The 18,082-nt window shown below is 52.0% G+C and carries 21 protein-coding genes; 15 read left to right on the top strand and 6 right to left on the bottom strand.

The genetic code is table 11. The features are described from left to right. Window positions 1-42: 42 nt before the first annotated feature. From J1782_RS18405 to cfa, 3 genes are read left to right on the top strand one after another with little or no spacing between them, the layout of a single operon-like run. The gene (locus tag J1782_RS18405; protein WP_152326762.1) at window positions 43-474 is read left to right on the top strand and encodes a PACE efflux transporter; all 432 of its coding nucleotides are present in this window, start codon (window positions 43-45) and stop codon (window positions 472-474) included. Window positions 475-510: 36 nt separating this feature from the next. Then, window positions 511-855, top strand: a complete 345-nt coding sequence (locus J1782_RS18400; protein ID WP_152326763.1) for a hypothetical protein — start codon at window positions 511-513, stop codon at window positions 853-855. Window positions 856-886: 31 nt separating this feature from the next. Continuing rightward, window positions 887-2,029: a cyclopropane fatty acyl phospholipid synthase gene (gene cfa / locus J1782_RS18395; RefSeq protein ID WP_217153679.1), complete on the top strand. Its 1,143-nt coding sequence runs from the start codon at window positions 887-889 to the stop codon at window positions 2,027-2,029. A 138-nt stretch (window positions 2,030-2,167) separates the two neighbouring features. Here cfa and J1782_RS18390 read toward each other — a convergent pair whose 3' ends face one another. Further along, window positions 2,168-3,088 carry a LysR family transcriptional regulator gene (locus J1782_RS18390; protein WP_208950516.1) on the bottom strand — a complete coding sequence of 307 codons (921 nt, stop codon included), beginning with the start codon at window positions 3,086-3,088 and terminating at the stop codon, window positions 2,168-2,170. A gap of 119 nt (window positions 3,089-3,207) precedes the next feature. Between J1782_RS18390 and J1782_RS18385 the strand changes: the two genes are divergently transcribed. From J1782_RS18385 to J1782_RS18360, 6 genes are all read left to right on the top strand, one after another. Continuing rightward, complete coding sequence (locus J1782_RS18385; protein WP_152326766.1) at window positions 3,208-4,179, top strand: amino acid ABC transporter substrate-binding protein; 972 nt, start codon at window positions 3,208-3,210, stop codon at window positions 4,177-4,179. 79 nt (window positions 4,180-4,258) lie between these two features. Further along, the gene (gene hilA / locus J1782_RS18380) at window positions 4,259-5,152 is read left to right on the top strand and encodes an L-isoleucine 3(1)-dioxygenase (RefSeq protein WP_217153678.1); all 894 of its coding nucleotides are present in this window, start codon (window positions 4,259-4,261) and stop codon (window positions 5,150-5,152) included. A 62-nt stretch (window positions 5,153-5,214) separates the two neighbouring features. Further along, window positions 5,215-5,946, top strand: a complete 732-nt coding sequence (hilB, locus tag J1782_RS18375) for a 3(1)-hydroxy-L-isoleucine 4-dioxygenase HilB (RefSeq protein ID WP_152326768.1) — start codon at window positions 5,215-5,217, stop codon at window positions 5,944-5,946. Further along, window positions 5,943-6,674, top strand: a complete 732-nt coding sequence (locus J1782_RS18370) for an SDR family NAD(P)-dependent oxidoreductase (protein ID WP_217153677.1) — start codon at window positions 5,943-5,945, stop codon at window positions 6,672-6,674. The genes hilB and J1782_RS18370 overlap by 4 nt, the downstream gene beginning before the upstream one ends. Before the next feature lie 47 nt (window positions 6,675-6,721). Further along, window positions 6,722-7,978, top strand: coding sequence for an acetyl-CoA carboxylase biotin carboxylase subunit family protein (locus tag J1782_RS18365; protein WP_217153676.1), 1,257 nt, complete (start codon window positions 6,722-6,724; stop codon window positions 7,976-7,978). Between the two features lie 62 nt (window positions 7,979-8,040). Continuing rightward, window positions 8,041-9,279, top strand: a complete 1,239-nt coding sequence (locus tag J1782_RS18360) for an MFS transporter (protein WP_217153675.1) — start codon at window positions 8,041-8,043, stop codon at window positions 9,277-9,279. Between the two features lie 56 nt (window positions 9,280-9,335). Here the strand turns inward: J1782_RS18360 and J1782_RS18355 are convergent, their stop codons facing one another. The 3 genes from J1782_RS18355 to J1782_RS18345 form a co-directional block, all read right to left on the bottom strand. Then, window positions 9,336-11,207 (bottom strand): amidohydrolase, encoded by a 1,872-nt coding sequence (locus tag J1782_RS18355; RefSeq protein ID WP_217153674.1) that lies wholly within the window; start codon window positions 11,205-11,207, stop codon window positions 9,336-9,338. Window positions 11,208-11,221: 14 nt separating this feature from the next. Further along, window positions 11,222-11,788 carry an antibiotic biosynthesis monooxygenase gene (locus J1782_RS18350; RefSeq protein ID WP_152326773.1) on the bottom strand — a complete coding sequence of 189 codons (567 nt, stop codon included), beginning with the start codon at window positions 11,786-11,788 and terminating at the stop codon, window positions 11,222-11,224. Window positions 11,789-11,902: 114 nt separating this feature from the next. Beyond that, window positions 11,903-12,322, bottom strand: a complete 420-nt coding sequence (locus J1782_RS18345; RefSeq protein ID WP_152326774.1) for a helix-turn-helix domain-containing protein — start codon at window positions 12,320-12,322, stop codon at window positions 11,903-11,905. A 110-nt stretch (window positions 12,323-12,432) separates the two neighbouring features. On the opposite strand from J1782_RS18345, the gene J1782_RS18340 reads away from it, so the two are divergent. The 3 genes from J1782_RS18340 (at window position 12,433) to J1782_RS18330 (ending at window position 14,509) form a co-directional block, all read left to right on the top strand. Beyond that, window positions 12,433-13,290 (top strand): SDR family oxidoreductase, encoded by an 858-nt coding sequence (locus tag J1782_RS18340; protein ID WP_208950521.1) that lies wholly within the window; start codon window positions 12,433-12,435, stop codon window positions 13,288-13,290. A 149-nt stretch (window positions 13,291-13,439) separates the two neighbouring features. Continuing rightward, the gene (locus tag J1782_RS18335; protein WP_152326776.1) at window positions 13,440-13,715 is read left to right on the top strand and encodes a cupin domain-containing protein; all 276 of its coding nucleotides are present in this window, start codon (window positions 13,440-13,442) and stop codon (window positions 13,713-13,715) included. Window positions 13,716-13,972: 257 nt separating this feature from the next. Further along, window positions 13,973-14,509 (top strand): adenylate kinase, encoded by a 537-nt coding sequence (locus J1782_RS18330; protein WP_152326777.1) that lies wholly within the window; start codon window positions 13,973-13,975, stop codon window positions 14,507-14,509. On the opposite strand, the gene idi is transcribed toward J1782_RS18330, so the two are convergent. Next, the gene (gene idi, locus J1782_RS18325; RefSeq protein WP_152326778.1) at window positions 14,462-14,995 is read right to left on the bottom strand and encodes an isopentenyl-diphosphate Delta-isomerase; all 534 of its coding nucleotides are present in this window, start codon (window positions 14,993-14,995) and stop codon (window positions 14,462-14,464) included. The two genes, J1782_RS18330 and idi, sit on opposite strands and share 48 nt — an antisense overlap. Before the next feature lie 11 nt (window positions 14,996-15,006). Next, window positions 15,007-15,420 (bottom strand): MarR family winged helix-turn-helix transcriptional regulator, encoded by a 414-nt coding sequence (locus J1782_RS18320; protein ID WP_217153673.1) that lies wholly within the window; start codon window positions 15,418-15,420, stop codon window positions 15,007-15,009. A 156-nt stretch (window positions 15,421-15,576) separates the two neighbouring features. Between J1782_RS18320 and J1782_RS18315 the strand changes: the two genes are divergently transcribed. Genes J1782_RS18315 through J1782_RS18305 form a run of 3 tightly spaced genes read left to right on the top strand, consistent with a single transcriptional unit; the run spans window position 15,577 to window position 17,911 of the window. Continuing rightward, complete coding sequence (locus J1782_RS18315) at window positions 15,577-16,164, top strand: non-oxidative hydroxyarylic acid decarboxylases subunit B (protein WP_152326780.1); 588 nt, start codon at window positions 15,577-15,579, stop codon at window positions 16,162-16,164. 59 nt (window positions 16,165-16,223) lie between these two features. Beyond that, on the top strand, window positions 16,224-17,654 hold the full coding sequence (locus J1782_RS18310; protein ID WP_152326781.1) for a non-oxidative hydroxyarylic acid decarboxylases subunit C: 1,431 nt from the start codon (window positions 16,224-16,226) through the stop codon (window positions 17,652-17,654). Between the two features lie 29 nt (window positions 17,655-17,683). Continuing rightward, the gene (locus J1782_RS18305; RefSeq protein ID WP_152326782.1) at window positions 17,684-17,911 is read left to right on the top strand and encodes a non-oxidative hydroxyarylic acid decarboxylases subunit D; all 228 of its coding nucleotides are present in this window, start codon (window positions 17,684-17,686) and stop codon (window positions 17,909-17,911) included. Window positions 17,912-18,082 lie beyond the last annotated feature (171 nt).

The raw sequence follows: 18,082 nt of genomic DNA, 5'->3' as shown, positions 1-18,082 counted from the left end.
GTATTAATAGAAATTTATTGGTGTAATTTGAGGCGCATTGAGATGAAAGTGGAGTTGAATAAGAGTACGCCGGAAAGGATTTTACATGCTGTTCTTTTCGAAGTACTTGGGAATGTTGTAATAGCCATTTTCCTCGCCTACAGTCTGAAAGTTTCTTTGATACAGTCCGGAACGTTATCATTCATCTCTGCTTTAACTGCAACGGTCTGGAATTACGTATTCAATAAGATTTTTGATGAGATTCAGAAGCAGTTTTTATTTGAGAGAAGCTTCCCGATCAGAGTTTTGCATGCCGTCATCTTTGAAACCGTACTTGTTCTTTCACTCACTCCTGTCGCGATGTTTTTACTTGAGTTAACGATGACGGAGGCATTTGGGGTTGAAATAGGGTTAATATTTATTTTCTTACCTTATACGTTAATTTTTAACTGGGTCTATGACTATATACGTTGGAGATTTTTGGCGAATGAATAGATTATTGATTCTGATTGAATTGAAGAGGTTGCAAATATGAATGGTGTGGATTTATTAAAATTCAAGGCCAGTACTCTGGAAAGTAAGGGGCTCTTACGAAGAGCAATAACAATCTGGCAGGATATTTCGATTAATCCAAAGTTAAGTAAGCACGACAGAGATCAGGCGATGCGTAACTTGAATCGTCTTACGCGCGCTATTCAACAAAAAATCGACATTCAGAGGGAGAAACTAAAGTCCCATCCAGACAGATATAAAAATGTCGAGTCAGATAAAGAAAAAATTATGCATCTTTATCGGCAGGGATTAACAACAAAGGAAATACAGCAGATAACACAGCGATCCAGGGATTTTATTTATAATTGCAAGAAGAAATCATGAATTTTAGGGGTTTTATTCAAAAGGCACGCTAATGAAAAAAAATATGATCGTACCTAAGGACTATAACGAATGGCAGAGAATCTGCCGCGAGCTCCTTGATGACGCAGGGATCGAGATTGACGGGGGTGAGAAGCATGATATTCATGTCAAAAACCCAAAATTCTATAAACGTGTTTTAAAAAGGGGATCGCTGGCATTGGGTGAAAGTTACATGGATGGGTGGTGGGATTGTGCGCGACTTGATGTGTTTTTTACTAAAATCATTAATGCACATTTACAGTCCCGCGTACCGGATAATTTGAAAGATATTATCAGAGTGGCCGGGGCCCGCTTCATAAATTTTCAATCAAAAAAAGGAGCCCTGAAAGTTGGTAAAGAACACTACGATCTTGGTAATGACCTTTTTTGTCTGATGCTCGATCCCTGGATGCAATACTCTTGTGGTTACTGGAAAAACGCAGATAACTTAAATCAGGCACAGCAAAATAAACTTAAATTGATTTGTGAGAAGTTGAAGTTAGAAAAAGGGATGAGTCTGCTGGATATTGGTTGTGGCTGGGGAGGGCTGGCGGCATACGCTGCTGAACATTATGGTGCGAAAGTCACAGGGATTACGATATCAGCTGAACAGCAAAAAATGGCGGAAGTGCGCTGCGCCAGTTTTGATGTCGAAATTCTGCTCCAGGATTACAGGGAGCTTGACAGGAAATTTGACCGCATCGTTTCTGTCGGAATGTTTGAACATGTAGGACCTAAAAATTATGCGACTTACTTCGAAGTGGTGGATAAAAATCTAAAACCAGAAGGTATTTTCTTATTGCACACGATTGGTGCTAACAAAACAGAGGTCAACGTCGATCCCTGGATTAATAAGTATATTTTCCCTAACGGATGCCTGCCTTCTCTTGCACATATCGCCTCAGCCAGTGAAAGATATTTTGTTATCGAAGATGTACATAATTTCGGTCCAGATTATGACAAAACGCTGATGGCATGGAATGAACGATTTCTGGCCTCCTGGAATCATATCGAAGGAAATTATTCAGAAAGGTTTAAAAGGATGTTTACCTATTATTTAAATTCATGTGCAGGCGCTTTCAGATCTCGCGATATTCAGCTCTGGCAGGTCGTCTTTACAAGAGGGTTAGAAGGCGGTTTGATCGTCCCCCGTTAATAATAATGCAAAAATTCTGGGTTGAAACCGACAGCTCGCCACAGGCCAACTGCAGCGTAACGGCGACCGATCAACCCAGTCTGCAATATTGCCTATCAGCTGAATATTGGCCATTGCAAGAGGCGCCTTGAGTCTGACCTAAATCCGTCCTTCCGCTTTAATCCATTGCATAAAATCATCGATAAATACCCGCGTTTTAAGCGGCAGGAGTTTGTTGGGCAGAGTGATCGCGTAAGTGTTGCGTGGCAGGGGGTTTTCCACGCGCCAGTCAGGTAAAACGCGGCGCAATTTACCGCTGGCGATATACCGGTTGGCGATAAAAGTGGGGATCAGCGCAATGCCGACGCCTTGCAGAATGGCGTCGATCATGGCGTCGCTGTTATTGATCATCAGCCGCGGAACCAGCGTCACACTTTCCATGATTTCATTCTGCCAGAAGCGCCATGCGCCGCGAAATTGCCGTTCATCAGGGAAAAAAATGTTGTGTTTGATGAGTCCGGCGGGGAAATCCGGCAGTACTTCGTCGTAATCCGCGGAACACACTAATACGTAATCGATCGGCATCAGGGCGCGGGCCACCATGTTTTCCGGCGGGCTTTCGGTGACGCGCAGTGCCAGGTCGTAAGCGTCCTGCGCCAGATTACTGACCCGGTCAGACAACGTCAGCTCGACATTAATCTCCGGGTAACGGCGTAAAAACGCGGGCAGAAACGGGGTGAGCAGAATTTTACCCAGCGTATTCGGCGCGGTGATACGCAAAACACCCTGAGGGGTATCACTGAAACTGTCTGCCTGAGAGAAGAGCGCCTGCGTGGCGGATAATACGGCCTGCGCCTGCCGGTAGATCTCGAGCCCGACCTCGGTGGTCGTGACCGATCGCGTGGAGCGGGTAAATAACACCACATTGAGGCGTTTTTCCAGCCTGTCAATCATCCGGCTTACTGACGAGGGCGCCAGCGAAGTCTCCCTTCCTGCCGATGAAAAGCTTCCTTTTTCAACCACCTGAATAAAAACGGACAAACTGGGAAGCAGTTCTGCTAACTCACTTGTGTTCTTCACGCATAGCTCTTTTGTTTCTGGGATATCTAGCCAAATTAGCATCAAGCCGTATGATGTTCAACAGAGGTATCATCTGGTACAAATCGGCCATAATAGTCAATTTATTTAATGGGTTAGCTATGTCAAACCAAACGGTAATTGAAATGATCCGCCAGCGTGATGTGCTAAATGTTGGCGTTAGTCTGGGTTTTAGAGGGTTGTCGTTTCGTAACGCAGTCAAGAATTGCTGGGAAGGGTTCGACATTGATTTAGCCCGGGCAGTGGCGGTCGCTGTGTTTGGCGATGCAGGAAAAATCCATTACATGCCCTTGCAGTCTGGTGACCGCTTCAGGGCGCTGCGTGATGGGGTGATTGATCTGGGTTCGTTTAACTCCAGTATTACCTTCCAGCGTGAGGCGGAATCAGAGGTCACTTTCGTTCACCCGATGCTGTTTGACGGTGAAGTACTGATGACGCCGGCCAGTAATTTGCTCGAGCCGGTCGAACAGGCAAGTTATACCCGCAAGCGCCGGATAGCGGCCATGCGCGGTTCAACAACCGAAGAAAATCTGAAGCGCTATTTTGGAAATTTAAACCTGTCCTGCGAAATCAGTCTGTTTGATTCGCCGTCTCAGGCACGCCAGGCTTATCAGCATGGTGAATGTAATATCTATTGTCTCGACTCCTATCTGCTGGCCGGTGAACGCGCTCAGCTGACGGACAAAGAGGCGCACATTATCTTGCAAGATCGTATCTCACTGGAAACCATGTCACCGGCGGTTGCATCGAATGATCCGCAGTGGCTGAAAGCGGTAACCTGGATCATGCGTGCGCTGATTGAAGCGGAAAACCTGCAAGTCAGCAGTAAAAATATTCATGAAATGAGTCAGGAGGCGACGGGTTATCTGAAGACCTTCCTGTACCCGTCAGAACAGAATTGTAAGAATCTGGGCCTGCGCCCTGAATTTATTCGTGAGATTATTCATCAGGTGGGCAACTACGGCGAGATATTCCAGCGCAATCTGGGGAAATACTCAGAGCTGAATCAGGCGCGTCGGGATAATAATTTATGGTCGCAGGGTGGGATGTTGTATTCGCCTTTATTTATATAGTCTCTGATTTATATTTACCTTAATTCTGTTACGTTATTTTTGCGCGGTTATCCTTTAAATATTCTTTGGCAGGAACATCATGAGTGAACTATTGGCTGAAAAACAGCAAGAAATGATTTTGTCTGGCTTGGTGAAAAATAATTTCGGTTATTTAGAGACGCAGCCCGATAATGTCGATGCCAGCGTTATCAGAAATATTATTCTGCATGGCCATCATCAGGGCAATGTTTTATATGTTATTCGTAATTTCGCGAATAAACAGATTTGCCAGGATGTGGCTGAAAACTTCAATAAGATGGTGAATCGTAACGGCGGTGGAAACCGTGCGGATGACGGTTTTGTACTGACCAACCAGATTGGCGCTACGCAGTTCTCACGTAATGGCGAACAATATATGGCGGAAGTGAACCGGGTGAATGCCAGCGTCGCCGAACTGATGTCGGTGACCGACACATATGCCACAGAATCCCTGTTCCTTAACCGTACACTGGAAGATTTATTCCTCGAGGAAGGCATTCACTTTGGTCCGGCGCGTTATAAAAATACTTACGCCTGTTTTGCCACTTTCCGGCGCTGGCTGGATAACGGTGCTATGTCGCTGATGCCGCATGAAGACCGCGCCCAGCTTAAGTTTGCGCTTCATGATAATTTTGAAATTGCCAATGCAATGACAGTGACTGCTTTCAACGTGTGTCTGGAAGCGGCGCAGGGCGGCGGCGAGCTGAAAATCTGGAACCTCGACCCGGACGAACTTTGCCGTGCACGCTTTGGTGTGACGGACACCGGTTATCCATATCCACCCCATCTGCTCCAGGGCGTGGAGTCGTTATCCGTGCAACTGAACGCCGGTGATATTTACTTTATGAACGCCTGTCATTTGCACGGTGTAAGCAGTGTGAGTCAGGGAAGTCGCCTTACCGCCGGGCGCTTTATTGGCAGACTTAATAATAGCAAAGTGGTGTATTGGACATAGCCGGAATGCATTAACAGCGGCAATTTATTCTCTCTGTATTCTGAATTAATAATGAGTCTGATATGAAACATGTTAATCATCTTGCCGCCGGAGGATACGCTTTTATTCCCGGCAGTTATTATCAGGCATTGCCTGATACCCATTACGAAAATAAAGATATTTTTCTTTCTGATCTGGAACAGCTAAAACTGGCGTACGAAAGTCTGACGCTGGATCCTTATTCTCCGGGCAACCGCTGGCGCGGATATGCGCAATGCCGTCGCGACGCAGAAGGGAAACTGTTTTTCGGTCATTTCACAGCCTATAAGCAAACTAAAAAATACAATCCGGATACCGGCGGTATTATTCGTCAATATCCTTTATTGCCGGAAAATATCACCGCAAACCGTCTGATGCAGGCAATTTTGCAAGACGATATCGCTTTTGTTGAAGCCTATGAACGTATCGGGGCGCTCGAAGAACTGACCGTCGGCATTCATCTGTTCCGCTACGAAGCACAGTGCGACGCACCCGCCTACAGCTCGCCCGTGTGGCTGCATAAAGATGATGAAGACGTGGTGTTCGTACATCTGATCCACGCCTCCGCCAACATGCTCGGTGGCGACAATCTGATTGCGCCGAACCCTAAAAACATTGAGCGCGTGCTGCGCCTTGAGAACTTGTTCGACACGCTGGTGGTGAATCACGACAAATACCATGCCGTGACGCCGGTCGGTTGCCGCGAACCCGGAGAGACTGCGGTGCGCGACATTATCCTGGTCACGTTCCAGCGCACTGAGGGAGAGGCGGCATGAGCCTGAAACATAAAGCTTTTATTACTGGCGCATCCAGTGGGATCGGCAAATCGATGGTGACGGCCTATCTGGCTGCCGGTTACGTGGTCGAAGGCATTGACAGTGCCCCGTCCGTTTTCACCGATGAACCTGACTACTCTCACCATCAGCTGGATATTACCGACTCCGTACGCCTCGATGCCTTGTTTGAAACGGCAGAGTACGCCAGCGGAAATAACGTCTTAATCAACTGTGCCGGCACCCGCGAAATCTGCCGTATAGATGAGTTATCGCTGTCGCTGTGGGAACGCGTTTTTGCCGTCAACGTGACCGCCAGCTTCGTTGCCGGGCGCGCCTTTTGCCAGCAACTGGTTCGCCAAAACTTGCCGGGCAATGCCGTCAATATCGCCTCGGTATCGGGGCTGATGGGCGAGCCGGATCGCACCGCGTATGTCTCATCAAAACACGCGGTGATCGGCCTGACGAAACAACTGGCGCTGGAATACGGCAGACATCAGATCCGGGTGAATGCCATTGCGCCCGGGGTTATCCGCACGCCGCTGACGGAGCCTTATTACGACAATCCGGCGCAGATGGAGAAGATCCAGCGCGGTCAGTACCTGCCGGTGCTGGGCGAAACGCAGGATGTGGCACAAGCGGCGATGTATCTCACCTCGCCAGAAGCGCGATTTGTGACCGGTTCAACACTGGTTATCGATGGCGGCTGGACGATTGGTAAAGAGCTTTAATCCGATGGCCGGCATAACGGCCACTTATGACTTGCAGGAGTTTTAACATGAACAACACCTATATTCTGATCCTCGGCGGTGAGTTTGCTTTACGTGAGCGTGTTTTAGCCGGTGCCTTGCGGGCTTCTGGCGGCATGCGGGTTCTGACCATGGCGAAAAACCGCACCACGCCGACAATCAAATTCTTCGACGGTTTTTTGCCGGGCGACGTCGCGGACGCTGAGGCTGTGCTGCGCGCGGTCCAGACTCATGAACGCCAGACCGGTGAAACCCCTGCGGCGGTGATCCCGATGAACGACTTCACGGTGCGCGCCGCCAGCCTGCTGACCGGGCATTACCAGCTGCACGGGAACGACAGCCAGACGATCACCAACTGCCGCGACAAGTTTGTCATGAAGCAAATCCTGCAAGCCGCTGGCCTGCCGGTGCCTCGCTTCGCAGCGTTTCGCACCTTAAACGAACTCAAAAAACTGATCGCAGAGATTGGTCTGCCGGTGGTGATTAAGCCGCGTGAAATGGCGGGCAGCCTGGGCGTATTAAAAATCAGCCGCGAAGACGAAATCGAAGAAGTATTCGGCAAATGTGTAACCGATGTGATTTCACTGAACGGTGAATCTTTTGCGCCGGAAGATCTCTTCCAGGTCGAGGAATATGTTCCGGCCTGGCAGGAAGTCAGCGTCGAGGTGATCAATCAGGGCGACTATCATCGCGCGATGGCCGTGACCGACAAATACCTGGGCGAAGAGCCGAATTTCGTCGAAGTGGGCCACAGCATGCCGTCGCTGCACAGTGACAATCAGAAACTGCGTGACATCGCCGAACGTGCCTGCCATGCGCTGGGGATCCGCTACGGTGTGGCGCACTTTGAAGCGCGTATTAATCCGGCGGGTGAAATCAAAATCATTGAAGTGGGGGCGCGCACCGGTGGCGATACCATCATGGATCTGGTGGAAAGAACTTACGGCATCAATCCTTATGAACTGCACGTGCTCAGCCATCTGAACAAGCTTAAACCCCTGCCTGACACCCTGAAGCCCCGCGGTCTCAGCGCCGTGGCTTTCATTAAAGCCGACGAAGGTGTGATAGAAAAAGTCACTTTGCCCGCCAGCCTGCCAGACCACGTAGTGAATATGCAGATCACGGCTAAGCCGCTGGATACGTCGAAAAAGCTGGTGTCGTGGAAAACCCGCGAAGGTTCGGTGGAGTATTTCTGGCCACAGCGTGCCGCGGAACCGGGTTTTGATGAGCATTTAACGATTGCCGATCAGTACGCGCGTTCGCTGTTTACGCTCCGTCAGGCCTGATATTAACCGGGCCGCCGTGCCTGCGCCGGTGGCCCCTGAACTCTTTTAAGGATAGTGATGATATGAACAGTGATCGTTTTGGATTAAAACGTTTTGTCTTTTCCCGCTTTGCCGGGTCACTGTGCGATCAGTTCCTGCTGTTTGCCGTTCCGCTGGCGATTCTGAAAGCCACCGGATCTCTGACCTTTTCTTCGCTGGCTTTCGTCATTGAATGGCTGCCGCGCATTCTGTTTTTCCCGCTGTCTGGTTTTCTGGCAGACCGTATCAAACCGCGCTTTATCTTCTTCAACGTAGAAGCAGGGCGTTCGGTATTGATGGTAGTGGCCTTCCTGACCCTGACTTTTCATCCCAGCGCCACGTTTCCGGTGCTGGCCGTCATGATGGCACTGCTGTCAGTCGCCTATGTGCTCAACTTTGTCGCCACTGAAGCGCTGTTGCCGCGCCATATTCCGGCCGGTACTTTGCCGAAAGCGCATTCCATGCTGCAAGGCGTAGATCAGATTACGCAAGTGCTCGGCCCGGCGCTGGCGGTGGCCATTTCGGTGTACGGCGGCGTCGGGGCAATTTTAGCCTGTGCCGCCGTGCTGTTTGCCATCTCGGCCATCAACTATCTGTTCCTCGAAACACACGATCTGGTGGTTGCTGAGAAGATGAGTTTCCGCTCGATTGTGGAGTCGAACCTGACGGCGATTCAGGTGCTTAAGCAGAATAAAATCCTGCTGCATCTGTGTGCGCTGACCTGGGTGGTGAATCTGGTTTACGGGGCGGCGCTGGTGGTGAGTGCGGCGGTGATCCTCAAAGAATTCCACCTGCCGGAAAGCTATTTTGGCGTATTACAAACTTCTGCCGCGCTGGTTACCATTGTGACGTTTATCTTTGTGCCGCGTATTGCCAAACGGTTTGGTCTCTCGACGCTGGGAACGCTGTCATTTTGCGGGATGATTTTGTCTGGCGCGCTGATGTCGCTGTCACTCGATTTCGCGATGTATCTGGTGGGTTATGCGGTGCTGATGGCCTTCGACGGCGCATTCAGCGTTTACCTGCGTACCTTACGCAGCCAGATTATTCCACAAGAGCATCTGGGCAAAACCATGGGGCTGATTGGTCTGATGAATATGTGTTCGGTGCCGGTCAGTGGTCTGGCGGTAACGGCGCTGGCGGGCAGTTTTATGCCGCTGCAAATCATCGCAATTATCCTGGCTTTCGCGCTGGCATTAGGGCTGGTGCTGATCGTCGTCGGTCGCCGCGCCTTTGGCTACCGCAGCTGGTTACCGCCAGTGATTGCGCAGCCGCAGGTTTAAAACGGAATGACCCCTTACCCGGCCGGGTAAGGGGTGTATTTGCTAAAACAACACCATCAGAAAGAGAAACACGAACATCCCAATGCGCCCCAGAAGGCGTTGTCGTCAGAAACCGGCACATCCGAACCGCGGGCGATGTCGTGGCTGTGTTTATGCACGCCACAGGGTCCGGCGCACTGATGAGCCTGACGTACCAGCCCGACGCGCGCGGCACCTTGCGGCGGCGCTGACCGGTAATGGCCCGGCACTTTCGTGACCGGTGACCAGTCTGGTAAAACCGGAATTGCAGGTGGGGCAAGCGGTGAGAAACTGCCTGCCGCGTAAACCACTTTGCCGTCAACCACGGTCATCACCGATTCGATGCCCTTAATGCGTTCTTCCTGCACGCTGAAGAAATCTTCAGAAAGCACCGCCAGATCCGCCAATTGTCCGGCTTTAATCTGTCCTTTTTTACCCTGCTCGCTGGAAAACCATGAGCTACCCTGCGTCCACAGCATCAGCGCGGTTTCGCGGTTTATTCTGGCGTCATCATCGTACATCGCCATTCCGCCGACCGTGCGGCCGGAAACCAGCCAGTAGAGCGCCGTCCACGGATTGTAGCTTGCGACGCGGGTGGCGTCGGTGCCCAGTCCGACAGGCAGTCCGGCGGACAACATTTTCGCCACCGGCGGCGTGTGTTTGGTGGCTTCAATGCCATAACGGTCTGCGAAATATTCCCCCTGAAACGCCATTCGATGCTGTACTGCAATGCCGCCGCCGAGTGCTTTGACGCGCTCGATATTCCGTTCGGTGATGGTTTCTGCGTGGTCGAAGAACCAGTGCAGGCCGTTAAACGGAATATCGCTGTTCACTTTTTCAAACACATCCAGCATACGGCTGATCGACTCATCGTAAGTGGCGTGCAGACGGAATGGCCAGCGGTGCTCCACCAGATGACGCACCACGCGCTCCAGCTCAACTTCGGTACCCGGCGGTAAATCCGGGCGCGGTTGCAGGAAATCTTCAAAATCCGCCGCTGAGAACACTAACATTTCGCCTGCGCCGTTGTGCCGGTAGAAATCTGTGCCCTGACCGGGTTTGAGCATATCAGTCCACAGTTTGAAATCATCCAGCTCATGCTGCGGACGCTGGGTAAACAGGTTGTAGGCGATGCGCACGGTCAGCTGATTTTTCTGATGAAGTTCATCAATGATCTGATAATCCTCAGGATAGTTCTGGAAGCCGCCGCCCGCATCGATGGCGCTGGTCAGCCCGAGGCGGTTCAGTTCGCGCATAAACTGGCGCGTGGAGTTCACCTGTTGTTCCAGCGGTAGTTTCGGACCTTTTGCCAGCGTCGAGTACAAAATCATCGCGTTCGGTTTGGCAATCAGCATGCCTGTCGGATTGCCGTTGCTGTCACGCTGAATTTCACCGCCTGGCGGGTTTGGCGTGTCTTTGGTGTAACCGACCACTTTCAGTGCGGCGCGGTTGAGCAGGGCACGATCATAGAGATGCAGGATGAAAACCGGCGTATCCGGCGCAGCCTGATTGATTTCATCAAGCGTAGGCATGCGGCGTTCGGCGAACTGAAATTCAGTCCAGCCGCCCACGACGCGAACCCACTGCGGGCCTGGCGTGCGCATGGCCTGATCTTTGAGCATCCGCAGCGCATCGGCCAGAGAAGGTACGCCTTCCCAGCGTAATTCGAGATTGTAATTCAGACCGCCGCGGATCAGGTGAAGGTGCGAGTCGTTAAGGCCGGGAACCGCCGTGTGACCTTGCAAATCAACCACCTGCGTACCCGCATCGGCGAACTGCATCACTTCATTTTCTGTGCCGACGGCAAGGAATTTGCCGTCTTTTATTGCCACAGCGTTCGCCAGTGGTTTTTCGCGGTCGACCGTGTGGAATTTACCGTTGGTTAAGATCAGGGAAGCAAAACGAGTCATTAGAAAAGCTCCTGTCATTGCGCGGTTGTGCGCGTCAGCCATGAATGGAAAACTCGGGTAATAATCGGCATCCAGAGGAATACCACCAGCGCAACGACGGACGCGTCATTGAGTAAATGGCCGCCCTCCGTGCCTTTGAGCTGCGGCAAAAAGAGACCCCAAAACCAGGGAACGATGTGCGTTGACGGGTAAATTACCAGCAGGGTTAGCAGATATTGCTTCCAGCGTGCCGGAGGACGAACCGTGGCGCTGGGCGGGGTGAACCAGAATTCGGCACCGGGACGCACTTCCGTGCTGTCGCTTTGTAAAAGCAACGGGCTGACTTCATCCACCAGTTGCTTGCGCAGGTCTGATTTGTGCCAGGCGTTGAGATTTTCCAGCGTGTCGAAGCGAACCAGAATGGTGTAGGCATCGCCGCTGCGGCTCGGGCGGATAACGTTGACACCCAGATGGCCCGGAAAAGTACTCGCCTGCGGCATGATTTTATTCAGCCAGGTTTCGTACTCTGCTTCACGGGCAGGCGCAACTTTGTGCGTAATGACAAGCGTGACGTGTTGCTTGTGGGTTTGAGACTGGGACATTAACCACCTCACCTGTTGAAAATAAAATCATTTATCGGGTCAATGAAATGATATTAGTTGGCGAGTTGAATCAATGATAGGTGAGAATTTTGGCCTTCTTGTTAAGTTTTTTTGTTATTCATTTTCGCCAACCACGCGCAGGCTGCGCTGCTTCATGACGCGGTGCAAATTCGATTCCAGCCAGTTCGCCAGCCCGGAAACCTGATCCTTCACCTCGATACCCAGCGGGGTCAGACTATACTCAACGTGCGGCGGCACGACCGGAAATGAACGGCGGTCAATAAAGCCATCTTCTTCCAGCGACTGTAATGTCTGCGCCAGCATTTTCTCACTGACGCCCCCGACTTTGCGGCGCAGTTCGCTGAAACGCAGCGTGTCGTCACTCAGGGCGAGCAAAATCAGTAAACCCCAGCGGCTGGTGATGTGCCGGAGGATTTCGCGGGAAGGGCAGTTTGGGTCGAGCACTTCGCCCCGGCGGATCTGTTCCGTGAGGGGAAGACGCTCAGTCGTTTTGTCGGAAGGAATTATTTTCATACTAACCTTTTGGTGCGTACTTACGAAAAGTTAGTATATCGCATAGGATGTTTTCAGAGCCAGCGTCTTTCGGGCCTCATGTTGAATAAAACACTTTTTGGAGAAACAAAATGATTGCAATCACCGGTGCTACCGGCCAGTTAGGCCGCCTCGTTATTGCCGCACTTTTGAAAAAAGTGCCTGCTAATCAGATTATTGCTGCCGTGCGCAGCCCGGAAAAAGCCAAAGACCTGGCTGATTTAGGTGTGGAAGTGCGTCAGGCCGATTACAGCCAGCCTGCAACACTGGATTCCGCATTTAAAGGCGTGGAAAAACTGCTGCTGATTTCTTCCAGCGAAGTCGGCCAGCGTGAAGCGCAGCACAACGCGGTGATTGCTGCCGCAAAACGCGCAGGCGTTAAGTTACTGGCATACACCAGCCTGCTGCATGCAGATAAAAGCCCGCTGGGCCTGGGCGTGGAACACCGCGCGACGGAAAAAGCACTGCGCGAATCCGGCGTGCCTCACGTACTGCTGCGCAACGGCTGGTACACCGAAAACTACGCGGCAAGCGTAGCGCCTGCACTGGCACACAATGCGTTTATCGGCGCAGTCGGCGAAGGGCGTATCGCTTCTGCCGCACGTCAGGATTATGCCGAAGCCGCCGCCGCAGTGCTGACCCTCGATAATCAGGCGGGTAAGGTTTACGAATTAGCCGGTGATGAGGCGTATACGCTGGCTGAATTCTCCGCAGAAATTGCGAAGCAGTCCGGTAAAAAAGTGGATTACGTTAACCTGCCGGAAGCGGAATTTGCGAAAGCGCTGATCGGCGCAGGTTTGCCGGACTGGCTGGCAAATATGCTGGCAGATTCTGATGCTGGCGCAGCGATTGGCGGCCTGTTTGATGATTCCCATACATTGAGCAAACTGATCGGTCGCCCGACGACACCGGCAAAAGACGTGATTGCCGCGACGTTGAAAGCCCTTTGATTTGTTAAATGTTGTTCATTATGTATTACTCAGCGGCCTGCAATTTTGCGGGCCGTTTTTCTTTCTACCTGATCCCTGTTCCCGCCGTCTGTTAAGCTAACTCCCATCTGGTATTATCAGAAAGTCCGCACTAACCCTCAGGTGATCCTATGACAGAAAATGAATTCAGGCTGCTGCTCGTCGATAATGGTTTTGACGAGCCGGTACTGGTCGAGCGGGAACCGCTAATCCGTCTTGAAAAACACGCTCACCCGTTCGAAGCCATGGCTTTTATCCTCAGCGGTGAAATCACTATTACCACCCAAAACGGGTTCAGAACTTATTGCGCCGGAGAGATTTTTCATCTTCAACCCAATGAAATGCACGAGGAAGAGTTCGGCGATCAGGGCGTCCGCTACCTTTCGGGGCGTAAAAGCTTGCAGTAAATCGCAGATAAAAGAATGCCCGTCAGGGGAAACGGGCATTGGAATGAGTTACAAGGGGAAAACCTTAAGTCCTCTGTAGCAGGCTACAGATGAGCTCTATAATAATCATTTAATGTGAAGGTTGTGTGTAGGATGAATCTGTTTTCTGCTCATTGTGGCAACAAATTTTCAACGATCCCTCGCTATACATCGGGTTAATTTCGCGGCAGAATACGCGCCCTTTTTGGCCAGAAAAACAGCGAGCGGAGAATTCTTCAGTGAAAATCAATGTCATTGGTACCAGCGGAAGCGGGAAATCAACACTGGCGCGCGGTATTTCTCAGAAGCTGAACATTCCGTATGTCGAACTGGACGCATTGTTCTGGCGGCCAGACTGGCAGGGCACGCCGGATGAGGAATTTTTCGCCCGGCTCGGCGAAAGACTTTCCGCCAGCGAAGGGTGGGTGCTGGACGGCAATTATAAACGCACGCAGCCCGTGAAATGGCGGGAAATAGATCTGATTATTTGGGTGGATTACTCGTTCGGGCGGACGTTGTTCCAGGCGGTGAAACGTGCCGCCACACGCGCATGGCATCAGCAGGAACTCTGGGCAGGAACGGGAAATCGTGAGACGTTCCGCAAAAGTTTTTTCAGCCGGGATTCCATTATTTTGTGGACGCTGAAAACCTTCGCCAAAAACCGCCGCCAGTATCAGGCATTGCTTGAGGATCCTGACTGGCAGCATGTTCGTTTTGTGCGTTTACGTTCACCCCAGCAGGCTCAGGTTTTTCTCCGTAATTTGACCCAGCTGTAACACCATCCACGGGCTGAACGCCCAGGGTGTTGCACGCACGCTGTTCAGCAAATCTTCCGGTTTTACCCATTGAAAATCCATGACTTCCGTGTCGCGTGGCTCGGGAGCCATACGGCAAAATGCGGAAAAAATCGGGCAGAATTCGTTCTCAACAATCCCGGAAGCATCGGTCGCGATGTACTGGAATTCTCCGATCAGCGAGGTGATTTTTTCAACCGATAAACCCAGTTCATACTGGCATCGACGGTAAACGGCTGCCTGCAACGATTCGCCGGGAAGCGGGTGCCCGCAGGCGGAGTTCGTCCAGACACCAGGCCACGCGATTTTGTTCAGGGAGCGGCGCGTGATCAGCAACTCGCCGCGATCGTTGTGGATGTAGCAGGAAAAAGCCAGATGCAATGGCGTCTGAGCGTTGTGCACCAGCGCTTTATCCATGGTACCGGCCGGTTGATTTTTAACATCAAGCAACACGACTTCTTCAATCATAAAACTCTCCGTTACTCCTCCATCATCGCTTTCAGCAGGCGAACCAACTGCTGTTGATCATCAGGAGAAAGTCTTGCCAAAAACTCAGTGTCTACCTGCTGGCCGCGCGGCTGGGTTTTGGCCAGAACCGCTTTACCTTCCCCGGTCAGAGTAATAAAACGCCGGCGTTTGTCCGCCGGATCCGCCTCACGGATTAACAAACCGCGGGACTCAAGTCGTGAAAGCATTTCCGCCAGCGTGGCCTTGCTGCTGATGGCAACGTCGGTCAGCTGCACCTGTTCAATGCCCGGGTTTTCAGCAATTGAGCGCAATACCGCGTACTGAGGTTTGGTCAGATCCGGAATGCATTGCTGCCATCTCGCGGTGTGTTGCTGGAATACCTTACGCATCAGGTGAAAGGCTTCCTGTCTCAATTGTGTGCTCATCATCGTTCCCGGCTTTCTTATGGTTTCGCCCTATCTTAGCAATCTATGGATCTCGAATGCGACAGACCATTGCGGGGATTTGAAAATGAGTATAAGGTAAAAATAGTTCGTATACGAACAATATGTTCAAAAAAGGTTAACGTGAGTGAGGGTGGTATGAGACTGATTGTGGGGATGACCGGCGCGACGGGCGCACCTTTGGGCGTCGCGCTGCTGAAAGCGCTGCGGGAAATCGACGGAGTGGAAACGCACCTGGTGATGTCGAAATGGGCGAAAACGACCCTTGAGCTGGAAACGCCTTATACCGCTCGTGAAGTCGCTGAAATGGCTGATTTTACACATAATTCTGCCGATCAGGCGGCCACGATTTCCTCCGGTTCATTCAAAACCGACGGCATGATTATTATCCCGTGCAGCATGAAAACGCTGGCCGGGATCCGCGCCGGTTATGCCGAAGGGCTGGTCGGCCGTGCGGCAGATGTCGTGCTGAAAGAAAACCGCAAGCTGGTGCTGGTTCCGCGTGAAACGCCGCTCAGCACCATTCACCTCGAAAACCTGCTCGCGCTGTCGCAAATGGGCGTGGCGATCGTGCCGCCGATGCCTGCTTATTACAACCATCCCGAGACAATTCAGGATGTTACCGACCATATCGTGACCCGCGTACTTGACCAGTTTGGCCTTGAATATCACCGCGCAAAACGCTGGGCCGGGTTATCGCCAAAAAGTGACGACGTCACGTTATAGCGTTCAATTTTTAAGTTTTAAAACACGTAGTAATCCTTCACCGAAACAGGAGAGTCGAGATGGCTTTTGATGATCTGCGCAGCTTTATGAGCGCACTGGATGAAAACGGACAACTGCTGAAAATCACCGAACAGGTGAAAGCAGAGCCCGATCTGGCCGCGGCGGCGAACGCCACCGGTCGTATCGGCGAAGGCGCGCCCGCGCTGTATTTTGACAATGTGGAAGGGTTTACCGACGCCCGTATCGCCCTGAATACGCTCGGTTCCTGGCAAAACCATGCGATTGCGATGGGGTTGCCGCCCAATACATCGACCAACGAACAGATTGCCGAATACATCCGCCGCTGGGATACCTTCCCGGTGAAACCGGAGCGCCGCGATAATCCGCCTTGGGCGCAAAACACCGTCGATGGCGAAGACATTAACCTGTTCGACATCCTGCCGCTTTTCCGCCTGAACGACGGCGACGGTGGTTTCTATCTCGACAAAGCCTGCGTCGTTTCCCGCGACCCGACTGACCCGGACAGTTTTGACAAACAAAATGTCGGCATTTACCGGATGGAAGTGAAGGGCAAACGCAAACTCGGCCTCCAGCCGGTGCCGATGCACGATATCGCGCTGCATCTGCATAAAGCCGAAGAGCGCGGCGAAGATTTACCGATTGTTATCACACTGGGCAACGACCCGATCATTACGCTGATGGGCGCAACGCCGCTGAAATACGACCAGTCTGAATACGAAATGGCCGGTGCGCTGCGTCAGGCGCCGTACCCGATCGCCACCGCGCCACTGACCGGTTTCGACGTTCCGTGGGGTTCAGAAGTGATCCTCGAAGGGGTTATCGAAGGCCGTAAACGTGAAATCGAAGGGCCGTTCGGGGAGTTCACCGGACACTATTCCGGTGGCCGCAACATGACCGTGGTGCGCATTGATAAAGTGTCGTACCGCACCAAACCGGTATTTGAATCCCTGTATCTCGGGATGCCGTGGACAGAAATCGATTACCTGATGGGCCCGGCGACCTGCGTGCCGCTGTATCAGCAACTCAAAGCTGAATTCCCGGAAGTTCAGGCCGTTAACGCCATGTACACGCACGGGCTGCTGGCGATCATCTCCACCAAGAAACGCTATGGCGGCTTTGCGCGCGCGGTCGGTTTACGCGCCATGACCACGCCGCACGGGCTGGGCTACGTGAAAATGGTGATTATGGTGGATGAGGATGTCGATCCGTTCAACCTGCCGCAGGTGATGTGGGCGCTTTCCGCGAAAGTGAATCCGGCGGGTGACCTGGTTCAGTTGCCGAACATGTCCGTGCTGGAGCTGGATCCGGGTTCATCTCCGGCGGGGATCACCGACAAACTGATCATCGATGCCACCACGCCGGTCGCGCCGGATAACCGCGGGCATTACAGCCAGCCGGTACGTGATTTGCCAGAAACCAAAGACTGGGTTGTGAAACTGAATTCCCTGCTGGCGGGCCGTCAGGCCTGAGCACTAACTGACTGAGTTAAGGAGTGATTATGATTTGTCCACGTTGTGCCGGTGAGCATATCGAGCTGATGGCGGTATCGCCGGTGAAAGGGGTCTGGACGGTGCATCAGTGCCAGCGTTGTTTATACACCTGGCGGTCAACGGAGCCGTTACGGCGCACCAGCCGGGAGCATTACCCGGAGGCGTTCCGGATGACGCAGGCGGATATTGATAATGCACCGATGGTGCCGTCGGTGCCGCCGCTTTTAGGGGAATAGTATTGGGCCCCGGACGGGGCCTCTTTGGAATCTCCACGTCTTTTTACAACCCGCGCTGTCGCTCGCTGGCTATGTTTCAGGAACAACAGCTATTGCCGCGAAAACTTGCCGCTGCGCGGTACCTTCATTATTCCCCGCATGTTACCGGTATCACATAAATTAAAAATCATA

Source organism: Rahnella sp. BCC 1045, assembly GCF_019049615.1.
In the GTDB taxonomy this organism is placed as follows: domain Bacteria; phylum Pseudomonadota; class Gammaproteobacteria; order Enterobacterales; family Enterobacteriaceae; genus Rahnella; species Rahnella contaminans.
This window is presented reverse-complemented; position numbering and strand designations above follow the sequence as displayed.

Excerpts from the sequence above, each read along its gene's own strand:
- J1782_RS18310 (WP_152326781.1), top strand. The coding sequence starts at position 16,224 with ATGGCTTTTGATGATCTGCGCAGCTTTATGAGCGCACTGGATGAAAAC.
- J1782_RS18305 (WP_152326782.1), top strand. The coding sequence starts at position 17,684 with ATGATTTGTCCACGTTGTGCCGGTGAGCATATCGAGCTGATGGCGGTA.
- J1782_RS18345 (WP_152326774.1), bottom strand. The coding sequence starts at position 12,322 with ATGAAAATAATTCCTTCCGACAAAACGACTGAGCGTCTTCCCCTCACG.
- hilB (WP_152326768.1), top strand. The coding sequence starts at position 5,215 with ATGAAACATGTTAATCATCTTGCCGCCGGAGGATACGCTTTTATTCCC.
- J1782_RS18360 (WP_217153675.1), top strand. The coding sequence starts at position 8,041 with ATGAACAGTGATCGTTTTGGATTAAAACGTTTTGTCTTTTCCCGCTTT.
- hilA (WP_217153678.1), top strand. The coding sequence starts at position 4,259 with ATGAGTGAACTATTGGCTGAAAAACAGCAAGAAATGATTTTGTCTGGC.
- cfa (WP_217153679.1), top strand. The coding sequence starts at position 887 with ATGAAAAAAAATATGATCGTACCTAAGGACTATAACGAATGGCAGAGA.
- J1782_RS18335 (WP_152326776.1), top strand. The coding sequence starts at position 13,440 with ATGACAGAAAATGAATTCAGGCTGCTGCTCGTCGATAATGGTTTTGAC.
- J1782_RS18400 (WP_152326763.1), top strand. The coding sequence starts at position 511 with ATGAATGGTGTGGATTTATTAAAATTCAAGGCCAGTACTCTGGAAAGT.
- J1782_RS18370 (WP_217153677.1), top strand. The coding sequence starts at position 5,943 with ATGAGCCTGAAACATAAAGCTTTTATTACTGGCGCATCCAGTGGGATC.
- J1782_RS18350 (WP_152326773.1), bottom strand. The coding sequence starts at position 11,788 with ATGTCCCAGTCTCAAACCCACAAGCAACACGTCACGCTTGTCATTACG.
- J1782_RS18405 (WP_152326762.1), top strand. The coding sequence starts at position 43 with ATGAAAGTGGAGTTGAATAAGAGTACGCCGGAAAGGATTTTACATGCT.
- J1782_RS18340 (WP_208950521.1), top strand. The coding sequence starts at position 12,433 with ATGATTGCAATCACCGGTGCTACCGGCCAGTTAGGCCGCCTCGTTATT.
- J1782_RS18385 (WP_152326766.1), top strand. The coding sequence starts at position 3,208 with ATGTCAAACCAAACGGTAATTGAAATGATCCGCCAGCGTGATGTGCTA.
- J1782_RS18365 (WP_217153676.1), top strand. The coding sequence starts at position 6,722 with ATGAACAACACCTATATTCTGATCCTCGGCGGTGAGTTTGCTTTACGT.
- J1782_RS18320 (WP_217153673.1), bottom strand. The coding sequence starts at position 15,420 with ATGAGCACACAATTGAGACAGGAAGCCTTTCACCTGATGCGTAAGGTA.
- idi (WP_152326778.1), bottom strand. The coding sequence starts at position 14,995 with ATGATTGAAGAAGTCGTGTTGCTTGATGTTAAAAATCAACCGGCCGGT.
- J1782_RS18315 (WP_152326780.1), top strand. The coding sequence starts at position 15,577 with ATGAGACTGATTGTGGGGATGACCGGCGCGACGGGCGCACCTTTGGGC.
- J1782_RS18355 (WP_217153674.1), bottom strand. The coding sequence starts at position 11,207 with ATGACTCGTTTTGCTTCCCTGATCTTAACCAACGGTAAATTCCACACG.